Raw genomic sequence first — 18798 nt, forward strand, 5'->3', positions numbered from 1 at the left:
CAGCACAGTGAAACGCCTTCGGGAAAGCCGCCCGCTTGGGCTGCGGGCGCCATTGCATGGTCAGGCCAGCGGCAGGTGCTCCGGGGCGGCTCCTTGCAAATACCGGTCATAGGCCGCGTCATAGGCCTGTTCGGCCTGCCGTGCCAGGCGTGCCGGGTCCGGCAAAGCTGCATGCTGGAGGCGGTGTTTCAAGGTCTTGCCGGCCTCCGGATCCTGCGCCAGGCCCGCAGCCTTCGCCTCGTAGTCTTCTGTACTGGCGGCGATCAGTTCCGGCAGCCCGGCGGCCTGCAGCAGGCTTGCGACAGTGCGGGCGGCGAATTGCTGTCCCGGCAAGGTGAGCACCGGCAGCCTGGCAGCCAAGGCTGACTGGGCGGCGCTGCGGGAATTCACAGTGAAGGTGTCCAGAAACAAATCTGCCAGCGGCAGGCGGGCCTGGTGTTCCGCCGGCGGGGCAGGCGGTGCAAAGATGAGCCGGTCCGGATCAATGCCGCGCGCTGCCGCAGCCCGGCGCAGGTTGGACACTGCATGCGCGCCGTTATCCTGCAGCCACAGAACGCTGTCCTTGGCCCCGGTCAGCAGCCGCATCCAGATGTTGAATTCTGACGGGGTGATCCGGCTGCCTGCGGCAAAGTTGCAGAAGACAAACCCAGTCTCCGGCAGGCCGCAGCCGGCCCGGTCCGGGCTGCCCGCCGCTGCGGCCGGCGCTGGTGTAACAGCCAGATGGCTTGCCGGCAGGCGCAGCAGGTGTTCGTTGTGATACCGTTCGCTGCCGGGCGGGCACACGGTGTGATCGCCGATCAGGTAGTCGAAGGCGGCGGTGCCCATAGTGCCGGGGTAGCCCGGCCATGCAATGTGCAGCGGAGCCAGCCGGCCGGAAAGCAAGTGGTTCAGGCTGCCGTTTGTATAGCCTGAGACATCCACGGCAATGTCCAGACAGTCTGCCTTGACTGCGACGGCCGCTTCTTGTCCGGCTGTTCCGCCCAATTGCCTGAAGCAGGAGACGGTTTGGCTCAGTTCGGCAGCGGTCTTTGCCGACAGCCCGGAGCCGGTGGCATAGGCGTGGATTTCAAACCGGGTGCTATCGTGGGCTGCCAGCATTGCCGCGTGCCGGATTGCAACTGCGTCTCCATCACTGCCGGCAAAAAAGTACCCTATCCGCAGCCGGGCGGGACGCTGCCGGACGGGTGGCGCCGTTTGCGGCTCTATCACCGGAAATGCGTCGCCGGCATAAGCCTGGGCACGGGCCCGCAGCAGATCCGGGTTGTCTTCCATCAGCATCAGCACGCTTGGATCGCAGCCGCTGCCACGCAAGCCCAGCAGGCGCCGGCAGTCCGCGTATTCCTGCACCCACCGCCAGTCATTGAGCTCCGCCAGAACATGCAGCCGCTGGGTGCGGCTGCGGTCGTCGGATGGGGAAATCTGCAGGATTCTGTCAAAACAGGGCAGGGCATCCGCAAACCGGCCCTCGGCCTTAAGCTGCAGGCCAAGCTGGAAGTGCGCTTCGGTCAGCTGCGGATCCAGGCTGGCGGCACGGGTGTAATGTTCCTTGGCTTCAGCCGTGGCGCCCAGCTTCTGCAGCAGGCCGGCCAAAGTGAAATGCAGTGAGGCATCTTCAGGGGCAAGGGAAACCGCCTGGCGCAGAACGCCGGCGGCCTCGATGCTGCGGCCATCCAGCGGCAGGGCCTCGGCCATGCTGCGCAGGGCGGGCAGGCATTCGGCATCCAGCTTCAGGGCTTTCTGGTACAGGGCCATGGCGTTGTCATGCTGCCCGCGGGCCATATGGACGCGGCCCATCGCGGCATAGGTGCCCGCTTCTTGGGGGTCCAGCCCGCAGGCCTTGTTCAGGCAGGTTGCGGCATTGTCCAAATGGCCTGCCGCCAGATGGCAGCGGCCCAGGAAATCCCACAGGAAATGCGAATCGCGGAACGTCTTGAGCAAGGCGCCGCAGCTGTCAGCCGCATCAAAGTGGCGGCCGGCGGCAAGCGCTGTCTCCAGTTCCGCTTTGGTGTCTGGCGAGGGCTCGCGCTGTTCGCGCAGGCGGCCGCGCAGGGAGTCCAGCGCTTGCAGGGCGCGGGTGTTCTTCGGGTTGCGTGCCAGGATGCCGGAATAGGCAAGCACGGCATCCTCAAGTTTGGAATCACGTTCAAGCTGTTCGGCCTGGGATAAGGAATATGCTGGTGTCATGGCATCCAATCTCATCAATAAACGCGGGGTATGCCTGCACGGCGCGCACATGGCGCCGGGGCTGCTTGGGACAGTTTTGCAGCAAGTGGATTAAAATTGGATTGACTGGGCGGCCCAAGCTGCCCTGCCGCCGGAGCAGGGCTTGAATTTACCGGCAGCAGGCGTTAAATCGCGACCACTGCTAGCAGAGAGACACCCCCAGTATGGCGACTATCAATCCAGTTCAGTTCATTCAGCAAGTCCGTGCCGAAGTGTCCAAGGTCGTTTGGCCGACCCGGCGCGAGGTGCTGCTGACCACGGTCATGGTGTTTATCATGGCGGCGCTTACGGCGGTGTTCTTTGCACTGGTCGACCTGCTGATCCGCTATGGCCTGCAGGGTCTTCTGGGGATGTTCGGCTAAGCCTGCGGCAGTTAGATGGCTTCCACGCCCGTGTTGCTGTGCCGCCCTTGATCTTGGCGGCAATGGACGGTAGTTGAGCCGTAACTATTAAGGCGGGCGTGCGGCGATTCGGTTTGCACGCCGCTTTTAGTTGGAGAGCGCAGCTTACGGGCTGCATCGGGATGATAAAGCGGCGGCGCGGCAATGGCCCGCCTGGCAAAACAAGGACGACGGTTCATGGCGAAACGGTGGTATTCGGTCAGCGTTCTTTCGAATTTCGAAAAGAAAATCGCAGAGCAAATCCGCACCTCGGTCGCAGAACAGGGCCTTGAGGACGAGATCGACGAAGTGCTGGTCCCCACCGAAGAGGTGATTGAGATCCGCCGCGGCAAGAAAGTCTCGACCGAGCGCCGGTTCATGCCTGGCTACGTGCTGGTGCATATGGAGATGTCCGACCGCGGCTACCATCTGATCTCCTCGATCAACCGGGTCACTGGCTTCCTGGGCCCGCAGGGCCGCCCGATGCCGATGCGCGACGCCGAGGTGCAGGGCATCCTGGGCCGCGTCGAGGAAGGCGTCGAAGCACCGCGCACGCTGATCCATTTCGAGATCGGCGAGAAGGTCAAGGTCAACGACGGCCCGTTCGAAGATTTCGACGGCATGGTCGAAGAGGTCGACGAGGACAGCCAGAAGCTGAAAGTCACCGTTTCGATCTTTGGCCGGGAAACCCCGGTCGAACTGGATTTCACTCAGGTCACCAAACAGATCTGATGTGACGCCGGCCGTTTTGGCCGGCACCCCGAGCGTGGGAGGCGGCGGCACCGCGGTGCCAAGGCCGGACCACACAGCAAAGAAGCCCGAAGGACGCGTCCCAAGGGTGTTGGAAAAGGAGAAGGCCAATGGCCAAGAAGCTCGTCGGCACGATGAAGCTGCAAGTTAAAGCCGGTCAGGCAAACCCAAGCCCGCCGGTTGGTCCGGCGCTGGGTCAGCGCGGCATCAACATCATGGAATTCTGCAAGGCGTTCAACGCCAAGACCGCAGACATGGAGCCCGGCGCGCCGTGCCCGACCGTGATCACCTACTATCAGGACAAGTCCTTCACCATGGACATCAAGACGCCGCCCGCGTCTTACTACCTGAAGAAGGCTGCCAAGGTTAAGTCGGGTGCAAAAACCCCGTCGCGTGAAACCGTCGGCACCGTGACCGCGGCCCAGGTGAAAGAAATCGCCGAAGCCAAGATGAAAGATCTGAACGCCAACGACATCGACGCGGCAATGCAGATCATCCTGGGCTCTGCCCGCTCCATGGGCATCGAGGTGAAGTAAGATGGCAAAGCTCGGTAAACGTACCCGCGCCGCGCGCGAAGCTCTGGCTGGCAAAGATAACTTGTCGGTCGAAGAAGCTGTGTCCCTGATCAAGGCGAACGCCACTGCGAAATTCGACGAAACCGTCGAAATCGCCATGAGCCTGGGTGTTGACACCCGCCACGCGGACCAGATGGTCCGCGGTGTTGTCGGCCTGCCGAACGGCACCGGCAAAGCCATGCGCGTTGCAGTGTTCGCCCGCGGCCCCAAGGCAGAAGAAGCCACCGCGGCTGGTGCAGACATCGTCGGCGCCGAAGACCTGATGGAAGCCATCCAGGGCGGCAGCATCGACTTTGACCGTTGCATCGCGACCCCGGACATGATGCCCGTTGTTGGCCGTCTGGGTAAGATCCTCGGCCCGCGCAACCTGATGCCGAACCCGAAGGTCGGCACCGTGACCATGGACGTCAAAGCGGCCGTGGAAGCAGCCAAGGGCGGCGAAGTCCAGTTCAAGGCGGAAAAAGGCGGCGTTGTGCACGCAGGCGTCGGCAAAGCCTCGTTTGACGAAGCCAAGCTGGTCGAAAACGTCCGTGCCTTCATCTCGGCTGTGGCCAAGGCCCGTCCGTCGGGCGCCAAGGGCGCTTACATGAAAAAGATCAACCTGACCTCGACCATGGGTCCGGGCGTCACGGTTGACGTGGACAACGCTGTCACCGAGTAATCCGGTCAGCATTGCCAGAATACGGGCCCCGGGTGCATCACCCGGGGCCTTTTCTTTTGCCGGGCGGCGGTCTGTTGCTCAAATCACCGTGCGGCGCATCTTAACCGGGTATTTACCCTTGTGCCCGCTTGGCTGCGCTCATAATTGCAACCTATGGCGCTTCGCAGTTTCTTTGCTCAGGACAGTTCGAGTCTGGTTGTCACATCGAGTTCAAACGGCTCGATTGTCGGTAATGCGGTCATCAATAATTCGGACACGCCCAACGGGACTGTTTTCGCCTATTCCGGCGGCGCCGGAACCAATGTCACGCTGAATGATACCGGCGGCGGGCGGAACAGGTTCAATGACGACCGGGAATCTGATCACGTCATAACCGATGGCGGCGGCATCGTTGCGGACGGTGCCGAGGTCGAATCCGAGTCGCATATCCTGTTGCGCGAGCTCGACGGCAACGGAAATCCTGTTGGGCCGGAGATTACGGTCTACGTCTTTTCACAGGGCGGCCAGACCTCAAATGTCTGGGGCTATTCGACGGACCTGCCGCTTGAAGCGGGTAAATCCTATGTAAAGACCGGTGGCCAGAACACCGGCACGTCGCGCTATTCGGATTATGTCACCTGTTTTGGGGCCGGGACACTGATTGATACCGCAGATGGCCAGGTGGCGGTTGAGGATATCACCAAGGGGCAGCGCGTCTGGACCAAAGAGGCCGGCCTGCAGCCGGTGCGCTGGGTCGCGGCCGCATCGGTCTGCGGCCACGGCAGCTTTGCGCCTGTGGTCATTGCGCCCGGGGCGATTGGAAATGCGGATGAGCTGGTTCTTTCGCAGCAGCACAGGGTTCATGTGGCATTGCCGGTTGCCGAGATGCTGTTCGGCCAGTCAGATGTCCTGGTGGCCGCAAAACACCTGTGCGGGCTTCCGGGAGTCGGGATCCGTGAGCAGGCCAAAATCCGCTATTTCCACTTCATGTTCGACCGGCATCACATCGTGCGCTCCAATGGCGTGCTGACCGAAAGTTTCTTTCTGGCGCCAGGATCTGTGGCTGCGCTGGATTGGGCGCAGCGCCGTGAACTGCTGTCGCTGTTTCCGTCGCTTGGCCGGGACAGCAGCCGGTTCGGCAAGACTGCGGCGATGACGCTGACCTCAGGCGAGGCGCGTGTGCTGAAGGGCTGCTTGGAATCCCATCGCGGGCAGGTCTGCCTGGCGGCGCAGTGAATTTGCCTGAGGCGGCCAGTTTCCCCCTTGGAAATCCCGTAAAATACGACTAACTACGGCTACGAGATAAAGCGTGCGATTCGTCGTGCGCTTTATTTCATTTCGTCCAAGATGGTGGGTGGCCTTTCGATCGGGCCTTAATCTCCCTCCTGAGACGGGTACAGACCAAGAAGATCGAGGGTTTTCATTCCCTCGGGCGGATTTGGCTCATCCCGTAAAACGGACCTGAACGCCGGGCCTTACGGACCGGCAAATATGAGCCGGGGTGCACAAGCATCCCTAACTTGGAGAGAACTGTGGATAGAGCCCAGAAAGAGAAAGTGGTCGAGGAACTCGGCCAGATCTTCGAAAGCTCTGGCGTCGTAGTGGTTGCCCACTACGCCGGTCTGACAGTTGCCGAGATGCAGGATCTGCGCGCGCGTGCAAGCGACGCGAACAGCTCTGTGCGTGTTGCCAAAAACAGGCTCGCCAAAATCGCCCTCGAGGGAAAGCCGTGTGAAAACATGTCTGGCCTGCTGACAGGGATGACCGTTCTGACCTATTCCGAAGACCCCGTGTCCGCTGCAAAAGTGGCCGAGGGTTTCGCCAAGGATAACAAGAAGTTTGAAATCCTCGGCGGCGCAATGGGTGAGAATGCTCTGGACCGCGCAGGCGTCGAAGCCGTGTCGAAAATGCCGTCCCGCGACGAGCTTATTGCTCAGATCGCAAGCTGCATTGGCGCACCCGCTTCCAACATCGCCGGCGCAATTGGCGCACCTGCAAGCAACATCGCAAGCATCCTTTCGACCATCGAAGAGAAGGCGGAAGCTGCGTAAGCGGTTGGCACTGAATGACTGGCGTGGGGCAAAGCCTGCACGTTGGAACACACATACTGTAAACGGAAAGAGCTGATACAATGGCTGATCTGAAAGCACTCGCAGAAAGCATCGTGGGTCTGACCCTGCTGGAAGCACAAGAACTGAAAACCATCCTGAAGGATGAGTACGGCATCGAGCCCGCAGCTGGCGGCGCAGTTGTCATGGCTGCGGCCGACGGCGGCGCAGCTGCTGAAGAAGAAAAGACCGAATTCGACGTCGTTCTGAAGAACGCCGGCGCTTCCAAGATCAACGTGATCAAAGAAGTCCGCGGTCTGACCGGTCTGGGCCTGAAAGAAGCCAAAGAACTGGTCGAAGCCGGCGGCAAGATCAAAGAAGGCGTGTCCAAGGACGAAGCCGAAGACGTCAAAGCCAAGCTGGAAGCAGCTGGCGCCGAAGTCGAGCTGGCCTAAGCCCTGCTCCTGGTGCATTTCTGATGCATCGGAAATTTGGCTGGGTCCGGAGTTTTCCGGGCCCAGCCGAACCTGTCTTAGAAAGGGCCTCTGAGGAGGCGTTTTTTCAGGCGGAGTTCAAAGGATCGGGAGGCTGCCTTCGGGACGGTGGCCATGAATTGATCCGAACGCGCTGTCTCGTATGGGCAAGGTGCCGGGGCCCGGCGGCATCCTTGACCGGTGAGAACTCGAAAGGTGACATCTGACATGGCTCAATCGTTCCTTGGCCAGAAACGTCTACGCAAATACTACGGCAAAATCCGCGAAGTGCTGGAGATGCCGAACCTCATTGAGGTGCAGAAATCTTCCTACGACCTGTTCCTGCGCTCTGGCGATGAAGCCGAGCCGCTGGACGGCGAAGGCATCAAAGGTGTGTTCCAATCGGTTTTCCCGATCAAGGACTTCAACGAGACCTCGGTCCTGGAGTTCGGCAAATACGCGTTTGAAAAACCGAAATACGACGTCGAAGAGTGCATGCAGCGCGACATGACCTACAGCGCGCCGCTGAAGGTCACCCTGCGCCTGATCGTCTTTGATGTGGACGAAGATACCGGCGCCAAGTCGGTAAAAGACATCAAGGAACAGGATGTCTTCATGGGCGACATGCCCCTGATGACCCCGAACGGCACTTTTGTCGTCAACGGCACCGAGCGTGTGATCGTGTCCCAGATGCACCGTTCGCCGGGCGTGTTCTTTGACCACGACAAAGGCAAGACCCACTCCTCGGGCAAGCTGCTGTTTGCCTGCCGCATCATCCCGTACCGCGGCTCCTGGCTGGATTTCGAATTCGACGCCAAAGACATCGTCTTTGCCCGTATCGACCGCCGCCGCAAACTGCCGGTGACTACTCTGCTGTACGCCCTGGGCCTGGACCAGGACGCCATCATGAGCGCCTATTACAACACCGTCCAGTTCAAGCTTGAAAAGTCCCGCGGCTGGGTTACCCCGTTCTTCCCCGACCGTGTGCGCGGCACCCGCCCGACCTATGATCTGGTCGATGCGGCCACTGGCGAAATCATCTGCGAAGCCGGCAAGAAGGTCACCCCGCGCGCCGTCAAGAAGATGATCGAAGAAGGCACCATCACCGAGCTTCTGGTGCCCTTCGAGCATATTGTCGGCAAATATGTCTCCCAGGACATCATCAACGAAGAAAACGGCGCGATCTATGTCGAAGCCGGTGATGAGCTGACCCTGGAATACGACAAAGACGGCGAACTGATCGGCGGCTCGCTGAAAGGTCTGCTGGATGCCGGCATCACCGACATTCCGGTGCTGGACATCGACAACGTCAACGTCGGCCCCTACATGCGCAACACTATGGCGCAGGACAAGAACCGGTCCCGCGACACCGCGCTTATGGATATCTACCGTGTGATGCGCCCGGGCGAGCCGCCCACCGTCGAGGCTGCGTCGGCCCTGTTCGACACCCTGTTCTTCGATAGCGAGCGTTACGACCTGTCCGCAGTAGGCCGCGTGAAGATGAACATGCGCCTGGCACTGGACGCCGAGGACACCCAGCGCACCCTGCGCAAGGAAGACATCGTCGCCTGTATCAAAGCGCTGGTCGACCTGCGGGACGGCCGCGGCGATATCGACGACATCGACCACCTTGGCAACCGCCGTGTACGGTCCGTCGGCGAGCTGATGGAAAACCAGTACCGCGTCGGCCTGTTGCGGATGGAGCGCGCGATCAAGGAACGTATGTCCTCGGTCGAGATCGACACCGTGATGCCGCAGGATCTGATCAACGCCAAGCCCGCTGCGGCCGCGGTGCGTGAATTCTTCGGCTCCTCGCAGCTGTCGCAGTTCATGGACCAGACCAACCCGCTGTCGGAAGTCACCCACAAACGCCGTCTCTCGGCGCTTGGCCCCGGCGGTCTGACCCGCGAGCGCGCAGGCTTTGAAGTCCGCGACGTGCATCCGACCCACTATGGCCGGATGTGCCCGATTGAAACGCCGGAAGGCCCGAACATCGGTCTGATCAACTCGCTGGCGACCTTTGCCCGTGTGAACAAGTACGGCTTCATTGAGACACCCTACCGCGTCGTGAACGAAGCGAAGGTGACTGACGAAGTTCACTACATGTCCGCGACCGAAGAAATGCGCCACACTGTGGCGCAGGCGAACGCGACCCTGGACGAAGATGGCAAGTTCATCAACGATCTGGTCTCTACCCGCCAGTCCGGCGACTACACCCTGGCGCCGCGCGAAAGCGTGGACCTGATCGACGTCTCGCCGAAGCAGCTGGTATCGGTTGCGGCCTCGCTGATCCCGTTCCTGGAAAACGACGATGCTAACCGGGCTCTGATGGGCTCGAACATGCAACGTCAGGCGGTTCCGCTTCTGCGGGCCGAGGCGCCGCTGGTCGGCACCGGCATCGAGGAAAAAGTGGCGATCGACTCCGGAGCGGCCATTCAGGCCAAGCGTGCGGGCATCATCGACCAGGTCGATGCGCAGCGTATCGTGATCCGGGCCACCTCCGATCTGGAGCTGGGCGACGCGGGCGTTGACATCTACCGTATGCGCAAGTTCCAGCGTTCGAACCAGAACACCTGTATCAACCAGCGTCCGCTGGTGAAGGTGGGCGACACTGTGACCAAGGGCGAAGTCATCGCCGATGGTCCGTCGACCGATATGGGCGAACTGGCCTTGGGTAAAAACGTGGTCGTCGCGTTCATGCCGTGGAACGGCTACAACTACGAAGACTCGATCCTGATCTCCGAGCGCATCGCGCGTGACGACGTCTTCACCTCGGTTCACATCGAGGAATTCGAAGTCGCCGCCCGTGACACCAAGCTTGGCCCGGAAGAAATCACCCGCGACATCCCCAACGTCGGCGAGGAAGCCCTGCGCAACCTCGACGAAGCGGGCATCGTCTACATCGGTGCCGATGTGGAACCGGGCGATATTCTGGTCGGTAAGATCACGCCCAAGGGCGAAAGCCCGATGACTCCGGAAGAAAAGCTGCTGCGCGCCATCTTTGGCGAAAAAGCATCTGACGTGCGCGACACCTCGCTGCGCGTGAAGCCGGGCGATTACGGTACTGTGGTTGAGGTCCGCGTCTTCAACCGCCACGGCGTTGAAAAAGACGAGCGTGCGCTGCAGATCGAGCGTGAGGAAGTCGAACGTCTGGCCCGTGACCGGGACGACGAGCTGGCGATCCTGGACCGCAACATCTATGCCCGCCTGCGCGGCATGATCCTGGGCAAAGTTGCTGTCAAAGGTCCGAAAGGCGTGCGTCCGGGTGCCGAAATCACCGAAGATCTGCTGGACACGCTGTCGCGCGGCCAGTGGTGGATGCTGGCGCTGGAAGACGAGAAGGACGCCCAGGTTGTCGAGGCCCTGAACGAACAGTACGAGGCGCAAAAGCGCGCCCTGGATGCCCGTTTCGAGGACAAGGTCGAGAAGGTCCGCCGCGGCGACGACCTGCCGCCGGGTGTGATGAAGATGGTCAAGGTCTTCATCGCCGTGAAGCGCAAGCTGCAGCCGGGCGATAAGATGGCCGGCCGTCACGGTAACAAAGGTGTGATTTCGAAAGTGGTGCCGATGGAGGACATGCCGTTCCTCGCCGACGGTACTCCGGTCGACTTCTGTCTTAACCCGCTGGGCGTTCCGTCGCGTATGAACGTCGGTCAGATCCTTGAAACCCACATGGGCTGGGCCGCACGCGGTCTTGGCATCAAGGTGGACGACGCGCTGCAGGAATACCGCCGCTCGGGCGATCTGACCCCGGTCCGTGATGCGATGCACCACGCCTATGGCGACGACGTCTATGACGAAGGCATCGCCAGCATGACCGAGGCCGCCCTGGTGGAAGCCGCAGGCAATGTGACCCGCGGTGTGCCGATTGCGACTCCGGTCTTTGATGGCGCCAAGGAAGACGACGTCAACAACGCCCTGGTGCGTGCGGGCTTTGATCAGTCCGGCCAGTCGATCCTGTTCGACGGCCGCACCGGTGAGCAGTTCGCGCGTCCCGTGACCGTTGGCATCAAGTACCTGCTCAAACTGCACCACCTGGTGGACGACAAGATCCACGCGCGTTCCACCGGCCCCTACAGCCTCGTTACCCAGCAGCCGCTGGGCGGTAAGGCGCAGTTCGGCGGTCAGCGCTTTGGTGAGATGGAAGTCTGGGCTCTTGAAGCTTACGGCGCCGCCTACACCCTGCAGGAGATGCTCACCGTGAAATCGGATGACGTCGCCGGCCGGACCAAGGTCTATGAGTCGATCGTCAAGGGCGAGGACAACTATGAAGCGGGCGTACCGGAATCGTTTAACGTTCTGGTGAAAGAAGTCCGCGGCCTCGGCCTGAACATGGAACTCCTGGATGCGGAAGAAGAGTAAGGGCTGCGGCCCTTACCCCCTCCTCCCTTCCGCACGAATTTGAGGTATCAAAATGAACCAGGAAATCACCAACAACCCGTTCAACCCGCTGACGCCGCCCAAGGTCTTTGATGAAATCAAAGTCTCGCTGGCGTCGCCGGAACGGATCCTGTCTTGGTCTTACGGCGAAATCAAAAAGCCTGAGACCATCAACTACCGGACCTTCAAGCCCGAGCGCGACGGCCTGTTCTGCGCCCGCATCTTTGGCCCGATCAAAGACTACGAATGCCTGTGCGGCAAGTACAAGCGGATGAAATACCGCGGCGTCGTTTGCGAAAAATGCGGCGTCGAGGTCACCCTGCAGAAAGTCCGCCGCGAGCGGATGGGCCACATCGAGCTGGCTGCACCGGTTGCGCACATCTGGTTCCTCAAGTCGCTGCCGTCGCGCATCGGCCTGATGCTGGACATGACCCTGCGCGATCTGGAGCGGGTTCTGTACTTTGAAAACTATGTTGTCATCGAGCCGGGCCTGACCGATCTGTCCTATGGCCAGATGATGACCGAAGAAGAGTTCATGGACGCTCAGGATGCCTTCGGCGTGGACGCTTTCACCGCCAATATCGGCGCCGAAGCGATCCGTGACATGCTGGCCCAGATCGACCTGGAATCCGAAGCCGAGCAGCTGCGCGCCGAACTGGCCGAAGCCACCGGCGAACTGAAGCCCAAGAAGATCATCAAGCGTCTGAAAGTCGTGGAATCCTTCCTGGAATCGGGCAACCGTCCGGAATGGATGATCATGACCGTGATCCCGGTCATTCCGCCGGAACTGCGTCCGCTGGTGCCGCTGGACGGCGGCCGCTTTGCGACTTCTGACCTCAACGACCTGTACCGCCGCGTGATCAACCGGAACAACCGCCTGAAGCGGCTGATCGAACTGCGCGCGCCGGACATCATCGTCCGCAACGAAAAGCGGATGCTGCAGGAATCCGTTGATGCGCTGTTCGACAACGGCCGCCGCGGCCGCGTCATCACCGGTGCCAACAAGCGTCCGCTGAAATCGCTGTCCGACATGCTGAAAGGCAAGCAGGGCCGGTTCCGTCAGAACCTTTTGGGTAAGCGCGTCGACTTCTCCGGCCGTTCGGTCATTGTGACCGGTCCGGAACTGAAGCTGCACCAGTGCGGCTTGCCCAAGAAGATGGCGCTCGAACTGTTCAAGCCCTTCATCTATTCGCGTCTGGAGGCCAAGGGCCTGTCCAGCACCGTGAAACAGGCGAAGAAGCTGGTCGAAAAAGAGCGTCCCGAAGTCTGGGATATCCTCGACGAGGTGATCCGCGAACACCCGGTGATGCTGAACCGCGCACCGACGCTGCACCGTCTTGGCATCCAGGCGTTTGAACCCACGCTGATCGAAGGTAAGGCCATCCAGCTGCACCCGCTGGTCTGCTCGGCGTTCAACGCGGACTTTGACGGCGACCAGATGGCTGTGCACGTGCCCTTGAGCCTTGAGGCCCAGCTGGAAGCGCGCGTTCTGATGATGTCCACGAACAACGTTCTGTCGCCGGCCAACGGCGCCCCGATCATTGTTCCCTCGCAGGATATGATCTTGGGTCTTTACTATGTGACCTTGGAACGCGAAGGCATGCCGGGCGAAGGCATGGTGTTCGGCTCGATCGAAGAAGTTCAGCATGCGCTGGACGCTGGTGTTGTGCACATGCACACCAAGATCACCGCCCGGATCACCCAGTTCGACGAAGAAGGCAACGAGGTTAAGTCGCGGTTTGAAACCACGCCTGGCCGTGTCCGTCTGGGCGCGCTGCTGCCGAAAAACGTCAAAGCCCCGTTTGAGCTGGTCAACCGCCTGCTGCGGAAGAAAGAAGTGCAGCAGGTCATCGACACCGTCTACCGCTACTGCGGTCAGAAGGAATCGGTTATCTTCTGTGACCAGATCATGACCATGGGCTTCCGCGAAGCGTTCAAGGCGGGCATTTCGTTCGGCAAGGACGACATGGTGATCCCCGACACCAAATGGACGCTGGTTGAAGAAACCCGTGATCAGGTGAAGGACTTTGAACAGCAGTACATGGACGGCCTGATCACCCAGGGCGAAAAGTACAACAAAGTTGTCGATGCATGGTCCAAGTGCAACGACAAGGTCACCGACGCGATGATGGGCACCATCTCGGCTGACAAGCGCGACGAGGCTGGTGCCGTTATGGAACCGAACTCGGTTTACATGATGGCCCACTCCGGTGCGCGTGGCTCGGTTACCCAGATGAAGCAGCTGGGCGGCATGCGCGGCCTGATGGCCAAGCCGAACGGCGACATCATCGAGACCCCGATCATCTCGAACTTTAAAGAAGGCCTGACCGTTCTCGAGTACTTCAACTCGACCCACGGCGCCCGTAAAGGTCTGTCCGATACCGCGCTTAAGACGGCGAACTCGGGTTACCTGACCCGCCGTCTGGTGGACGTCGCACAGGACTGCATCGTGCGTGAGAACGATTGCGGCACCGAGCGTGCGATCACTGCCGAAGCGGCTGTGAACGATGGTGAAGTTGTCGCGACCCTGGGCGAACGTCTTCTGGGCCGCGTGGCTGCAGACGACATCCTGCGTCCTGGCACCGAAGAAGTCATCATTGCTGCAGGCCAGCTGATCGACGAACGTATGGCAGATGCGGTGGAAGAGGCCGGCGTTCAGTCGACCCGTATCCGCTCGCCGCTGACCTGCGAGTCGGAAGAGGGCGTCTGCGCCATGTGCTATGGCCGTGACCTGGCGCGCGGCACCAAGGTGAACGAAGGCGAAGCGGTGGGTATCATCGCGGCGCAGTCGATCGGCGAACCCGGCACCCAGCTGACGATGCGGACCTTCCACATCGGCGGCGTTGCCCAGGGTGGCCAGCAGTCGTTCCAGGAAGCGTCCCAGGAAGGCAAGATCGTCTTCGAGATGCCGCAGACCCTGGAAAACGCCAACGGCGAGACCATGGTTGTGGGCCGCAACATGAAGCTGATCATCCAGGACGAACACGGCGAAGAACGTGCCAGCCACAAGCTGGGTTACGGTTCCAAGCTGTTCGTCAAGGAAGGTCAGGACATTGCGCGCGGCGACAAGCTGTTCGAATGGGACCCCTATACCCTGCCGATCATCGCCGAGAAGCCGGGTACTGCCAAATACGTGGACCTGGTCTCGGGCCTGGCTGTCCGTGACGAGACCGACGAAGCCACCGGCATGACCCAGAAGATCGTGATCGACTGGCGCACGGCTCCGAAAGGCTCGGATCTGAAGCCGGAGATCATCCTGGTCGACAGCAACGGCGAGCCGATGCGCAACGACCTTGGCAATCCGCTGACCTATCCGATGTCGGTGGATGCGATCCTCTCGGTCGAAGATGGCGATCAGGTTGTGGCTGGCGACGTTGTTGCGCGTATCCCGCGTGAAGGCGCCAAGACCAAGGACATCACCGGTGGTCTGCCGCGCGTTGCCGAACTGTTCGAAGCCCGTCGTCCGAAAGACCACGCGATCATCGCCGAAATCGATGGTTACGTGCGCTTTGGCCGCGACTACAAGAACAAGCGCCGCATCGCGATCGAACCGTCGGACGAGACGCGGGATGCCGTCGAATACATGGTGCCCAAGGGCAAGCACATTCCGGTTCAGGAAGGTGACTTTGTCCAGAAGGGCGACTACATCATGGACGGCAACCCGGCGCCGCATGACATCCTGTCCATCATGGGTGTCGAGGCTCTGGCCAACTACATGATCGACGAAGTCCAGGACGTCTACCGCCTGCAGGGTGTGAAGATCAACGACAAGCACATCGAGGTGATCGTCCGCCAGATGCTGCAGAAGTGGGAGATTTCAGACTCCGGCGACACCACGCTGCTCAAGGGCGAACACGTGGACAAGCAGGAGTTTGACGCAGCCAACGAGAAATCGCTGGCCCGCGGCAAGCGCCCGGCACAGGGCGCACCGATCCTGCTTGGCATCACCAAAGCGTCGCTGCAGACCCGTTCCTTCATCTCGGCGGCCTCCTTCCAGGAGACCACCCGGGTTCTCACCGAGGCTTCGGTGCAGGGCAAGAAGGACAAGCTGGTCGGCCTTAAGGAAAACGTCATCGTGGGCCGCCTGATCCCGGCCGGCACCGGTGGTGCAACCCAGGCAGTGCGCGCCATTGCCCAGGGCCGCGACAACGTGGTTCTGGAAGCCCGCCGCGAAGAAGCCGAAGCCGCTGCAGCCCTGGCCGCACCGGTGATGGACGAAGACGCGATGGGCGGCGACGATCTGGATATCCTGGTCGAAACCCCGGAAAGCCGCGACTAAGCCACGGCACATACCTACAGGAAAGCCCCCGCATGATCTCATGCGGGGGCTTTTTCATATCCGCAACCACAGCTATCGTCAGCCGGGCGCGGGATCACGCCGGGCAACACGGCTGGCAGGCAGGGGACGGTGATGGACATCAGGCTGCGGATGATTGGACTGGTGCGGTTTTCCGTGCTCAGCACGAATTACTATTCAGAGCGGTTCAACAGTTTGGAGGAAAAGGCAGCACATCTGTTCTCACCGGAACGGATGGAATTGCGCTTCAGGCTGTTTGAACATTTGTGCCTGCGGTCGCTGACACAGCAAAGCGACCCGAGTTTCCGGCTGATCGTTCTAACCTCGGAAGACCTGCCTGATCCCTATCTGGAACGGCTGCTGGAACTGACAGAACCTTACAGCAACATCTTCTGCCACGGTGCGGCGCCGGACACGCACTACCAGCAGCTGAAGGACGCTTTTGGCCTGGTGAATTTACGGCGTGCCACCCATCATGTTCTGTTCCGGCTGGATGATGATGATGCTTTGGACCGGAATTTCGTCAAACGCACCAAGGGCTTTGCCCGCGGCATGATCCCGTTGCAGGGCGAAGGCCAGACTCCGTTTATCATTGCCCATAACCGCGGCCTGTATCTGGAAAAATCAGCCAAAGGCGCCGAACTGTATGACACCTGCGAGCGGTCGCCGTTGTCCACCGGCCTGTCGCTGGTTGCTCCGGCGGATCACCGCGCCAACCCCTATGCGTTCAACCACCGCAAAATCGCGCAGCACTACAATACGTTTTCCGACATCTCGGTGCCCGCCTTCCTGCGGACCATTCATGGCGACAATAAATCGGATCCTGCGCAACTGGGTCTGACCCGGAAATGGCCCGCCCGCCAGGTCGAAGACGCGCTGAACGAGCATTTCGGCTTTACACCGGCGCGACTCAAGGCCTTGCTGCCGTAGCTGCCAGCCTGGCCGCGGCCGGTTTAGCGCGGCTTGAACGCCGCCCGCACCTTGGCTGCCCGCAGGCCAAAGACCGTTGCAAATTCAGCTTCCTGCTTGCCCGTCAGCGGTGCGACATCGACAGCTGCGGCGCCGTCTTGCCGGGAGTCATTGAACCGGTTGTGGCTGCGGACCCACATGGGGACGTCGGTAATGGTGACAGATGGCATGTGGTGGTGAATACGGTGATGGGCAAAGTTCATGATCGTTTTGCGGCTGCCCGCTGCCACATGCATGCCAAGGGCTGCGGTGAAATAGGGCCGGACGGTTGGTGCTGCTGAAATGCCGTCCGGGCCGAACTCCGCGACATAGCCCCGGTTGAAATCAATCGCAGCCGAGGCGGATTTGGCAAACAGCTTGGCGCAGTCTTTTGCGGTGTCCCGCAGGCGCTCGACAAATTCCGTTGCCACCGCGTCATCATCGTCGAACCTGAATTGCAGGCAGGGCTGGCCGGGTTTCCGCCTTGCACCGTTCAGAAGATCTTTCATCACCTCGCGATGCCTGCGCGGCGGCTCTGCGTGAAGCCGGATTTGCGGTATGTCCGCGATCAGATCCTGCAGCCGGTCGCGGTGAACCTGGGGCAGGCTGTCGCCGATCACCATGATCAGGTCGAAATCCTGGTCAGTCTGCTCCCGCAGGCAGGGCAGGGCGACGGTTTCCAGCAGCCGGAACCGCTCTTCCATCCGGGCTTCGACATAGAGATAGGCAATCCGCTCCTCAATCGTTTCATGCTCCACTTGGAACCCGCCGATGGCCGGATAGGAAAACCGGCACAATCCGATGACTTGCATTTTGAAATCCGTCTTATACTAAAGCACTGCCGCCGCGACTATGCCGCTGTGCGGTGCCGCGGGCAAGGGCGGGCCGGGGCGGGCAGGGGGCACGGACACGCGTGCGGACCTGCCGGCGGCAGGGCCGCCTCTGCCCGCTGTTGACAACCTTGGCGACTCCCCATATACGCGCGCTTATCCGGCACCCGGAGTGTATTCTTCGAAAGCCGAATTCAAAATTGCAGTGGCTCAAGGCTTGGGCACTTTTACCACCCGGGCCCTCTGTAACCTCACCGCGTCGTCTCACCTCGGAATGGGAGCGATTGCGGTTTTTGCGCTTGTGGACGCACAAGTGCAGCGAAATCACCCGCACGCGCCGGCGTGCATGACAGTGTTGCGAAAACGGGGAAAACCTGAATGCCAACGATCCAGCAGCTGATCCGCAAGCCGCGTCAGCCGAAACGCAAAGTTTCGAAGTCCCAGCACCTCGAGCAGTGCCCGCAGAAGCGCGGCGTCTGCACCCGCGTGTACACCACCACACCGAAGAAACCGAACTCCGCTATGCGGAAAGTTGCGAAGGTCCGCCTGACCAACGGTTTCGAAGTGATCTCCTACATCCCCGGTGAAAGCCACAACCTTCAGGAGCACTCTGTGGTTCTGATCCGTGGCGGCCGGGTAAAAGACCTTCCGGGTGTCCGTTACCACATCCTGCGCGGTGTTCTGGATACCCAGGGCGTTAAAGACCGTAAACAACGCCGTTCGAAGTACGGCGCCAAGCGTCCTAAGTAAGAAGGAGAGGCTGATATGTCACGTCGTCACGCCGCCGAAAAACGCGAAGTCCTGCCCGACGCCAAGTTCGGCGACCGCGTTCTGACCAAATTCATGAACAACCTGATGATCGACGGCAAGAAGTCGGTCGCAGAGCGTATCGTCTACAACGCCTTTGACCGCGTTGAAGGCAAAATCAAGCGCGCTCCGGTTGAAGTGTTCCACGAAGCTCTCGACAACATCAAACCCTCGGTCGAAGTCCGTTCGCGCCGTGTGGGCGGTGCCACCTACCAGGTGCCGGTTGAAGTCCGCCCCGAGCGCCGTGAAGCACTGGCAATCCGCTGGCTGATCACTGCTGCGCGCAAGCGCAACGAAAACACCATGGAAGAGCGCCTTGCAGGCGAGCTGATGGACGCTGTCCAGTCCCGTGGCACCGCAGTGAAAAAGCGCGAAGACACCCACAAGATGGCCGAGGCGAACAAAGCCTTCAGCCATTACCGCTGGTAAGCCGGAGGACCTAGACCT

14 protein-coding genes are annotated in these 18798 nt (G+C 60.8%); 12 read left to right on the forward strand and 2 right to left on the reverse strand.

The window, feature by feature from the left end; translation table 11 throughout:
* Positions 1-60: 60 nt before the first annotated feature.
* On the reverse strand, positions 61-2184 hold the full coding sequence (locus tag K3724_RS01085) for a UDP-N-acetylglucosamine-peptide N-acetylglucosaminyltransferase (protein WP_259989281.1): 2124 nt from the start codon (positions 2182-2184) through the stop codon (positions 61-63).
* 203 nt (positions 2185-2387) lie between these two features.
* Between K3724_RS01085 and secE the strand changes: the two genes are divergently transcribed.
* From secE to K3724_RS01135, 10 genes are all read left to right on the forward strand, one after another.
* Positions 2388-2585 carry a preprotein translocase subunit SecE gene (gene secE / locus K3724_RS01090; RefSeq protein ID WP_027257327.1) on the forward strand — a complete coding sequence of 66 codons (198 nt, stop codon included), beginning with the start codon at positions 2388-2390 and terminating at the stop codon, positions 2583-2585.
* A gap of 216 nt (positions 2586-2801) precedes the next feature.
* Positions 2802-3335 carry a transcription termination/antitermination protein NusG gene (gene nusG / locus K3724_RS01095; RefSeq protein WP_129372236.1) on the forward strand — a complete coding sequence of 178 codons (534 nt, stop codon included), beginning with the start codon at positions 2802-2804 and terminating at the stop codon, positions 3333-3335.
* A gap of 128 nt (positions 3336-3463) precedes the next feature.
* A complete protein-coding gene (gene rplK, locus K3724_RS01100) occupies positions 3464-3889 on the forward strand; it encodes a 50S ribosomal protein L11 (RefSeq protein WP_129372235.1) in 426 nt (141 codons plus the stop codon).
* Position 3890: 1 nt separating this feature from the next.
* Positions 3891-4589 (forward strand): 50S ribosomal protein L1, encoded by a 699-nt coding sequence (gene rplA / locus K3724_RS01105; RefSeq protein ID WP_259989286.1) that lies wholly within the window; start codon positions 3891-3893, stop codon positions 4587-4589.
* A gap of 153 nt (positions 4590-4742) precedes the next feature.
* Positions 4743-5804, forward strand: a complete 1062-nt coding sequence (locus K3724_RS01110) for a Hint domain-containing protein (RefSeq protein WP_259989288.1) — start codon at positions 4743-4745, stop codon at positions 5802-5804.
* Between the two features lie 296 nt (positions 5805-6100).
* The gene (gene rplJ, locus K3724_RS01115) at positions 6101-6619 is read left to right on the forward strand and encodes a 50S ribosomal protein L10 (RefSeq protein ID WP_259989290.1); all 519 of its coding nucleotides are present in this window, start codon (positions 6101-6103) and stop codon (positions 6617-6619) included.
* Positions 6620-6699: 80 nt separating this feature from the next.
* Complete coding sequence (rplL, locus tag K3724_RS01120; protein ID WP_129372232.1) at positions 6700-7071, forward strand: 50S ribosomal protein L7/L12; 372 nt, start codon at positions 6700-6702, stop codon at positions 7069-7071.
* A 246-nt stretch (positions 7072-7317) separates the two neighbouring features.
* Positions 7318-11451, forward strand: a complete 4134-nt coding sequence (gene rpoB, locus K3724_RS01125; RefSeq protein ID WP_259989293.1) for a DNA-directed RNA polymerase subunit beta — start codon at positions 7318-7320, stop codon at positions 11449-11451.
* Positions 11452-11503: 52 nt separating this feature from the next.
* Entirely contained in the window at positions 11504-15748 is a 4245-nt protein-coding gene (gene rpoC, locus K3724_RS01130) for a DNA-directed RNA polymerase subunit beta' (RefSeq protein WP_259989295.1), read from the forward strand.
* 132 nt (positions 15749-15880) lie between these two features.
* Entirely contained in the window at positions 15881-16696 is an 816-nt protein-coding gene (locus K3724_RS01135; protein WP_259989297.1) for a putative rhamnosyl transferase, read from the forward strand.
* Between the two features lie 23 nt (positions 16697-16719).
* On the opposite strand, the gene K3724_RS01140 is transcribed toward K3724_RS01135, so the two are convergent.
* Positions 16720-17526, reverse strand: coding sequence for a putative rhamnosyl transferase (locus K3724_RS01140; protein ID WP_259989298.1), 807 nt, complete (start codon positions 17524-17526; stop codon positions 16720-16722).
* A 396-nt stretch (positions 17527-17922) separates the two neighbouring features.
* Here K3724_RS01140 and rpsL point away from each other — a divergent pair, with 396 nt between their 5' ends.
* Both rpsL and rpsG read left to right on the forward strand, forming a co-directional pair.
* The gene (gene rpsL, locus K3724_RS01145) at positions 17923-18294 is read left to right on the forward strand and encodes a 30S ribosomal protein S12 (protein WP_008204009.1); all 372 of its coding nucleotides are present in this window, start codon (positions 17923-17925) and stop codon (positions 18292-18294) included.
* A gap of 15 nt (positions 18295-18309) precedes the next feature.
* The gene (gene rpsG / locus K3724_RS01150) at positions 18310-18780 is read left to right on the forward strand and encodes a 30S ribosomal protein S7 (protein WP_027257337.1); all 471 of its coding nucleotides are present in this window, start codon (positions 18310-18312) and stop codon (positions 18778-18780) included.
* Positions 18781-18798: the final 18 nt, after the last annotated feature.

It is taken from the genome of Leisingera sp. M658 (assembly GCF_025144145.1).
Taxonomy (GTDB): domain Bacteria; phylum Pseudomonadota; class Alphaproteobacteria; order Rhodobacterales; family Rhodobacteraceae; genus Leisingera.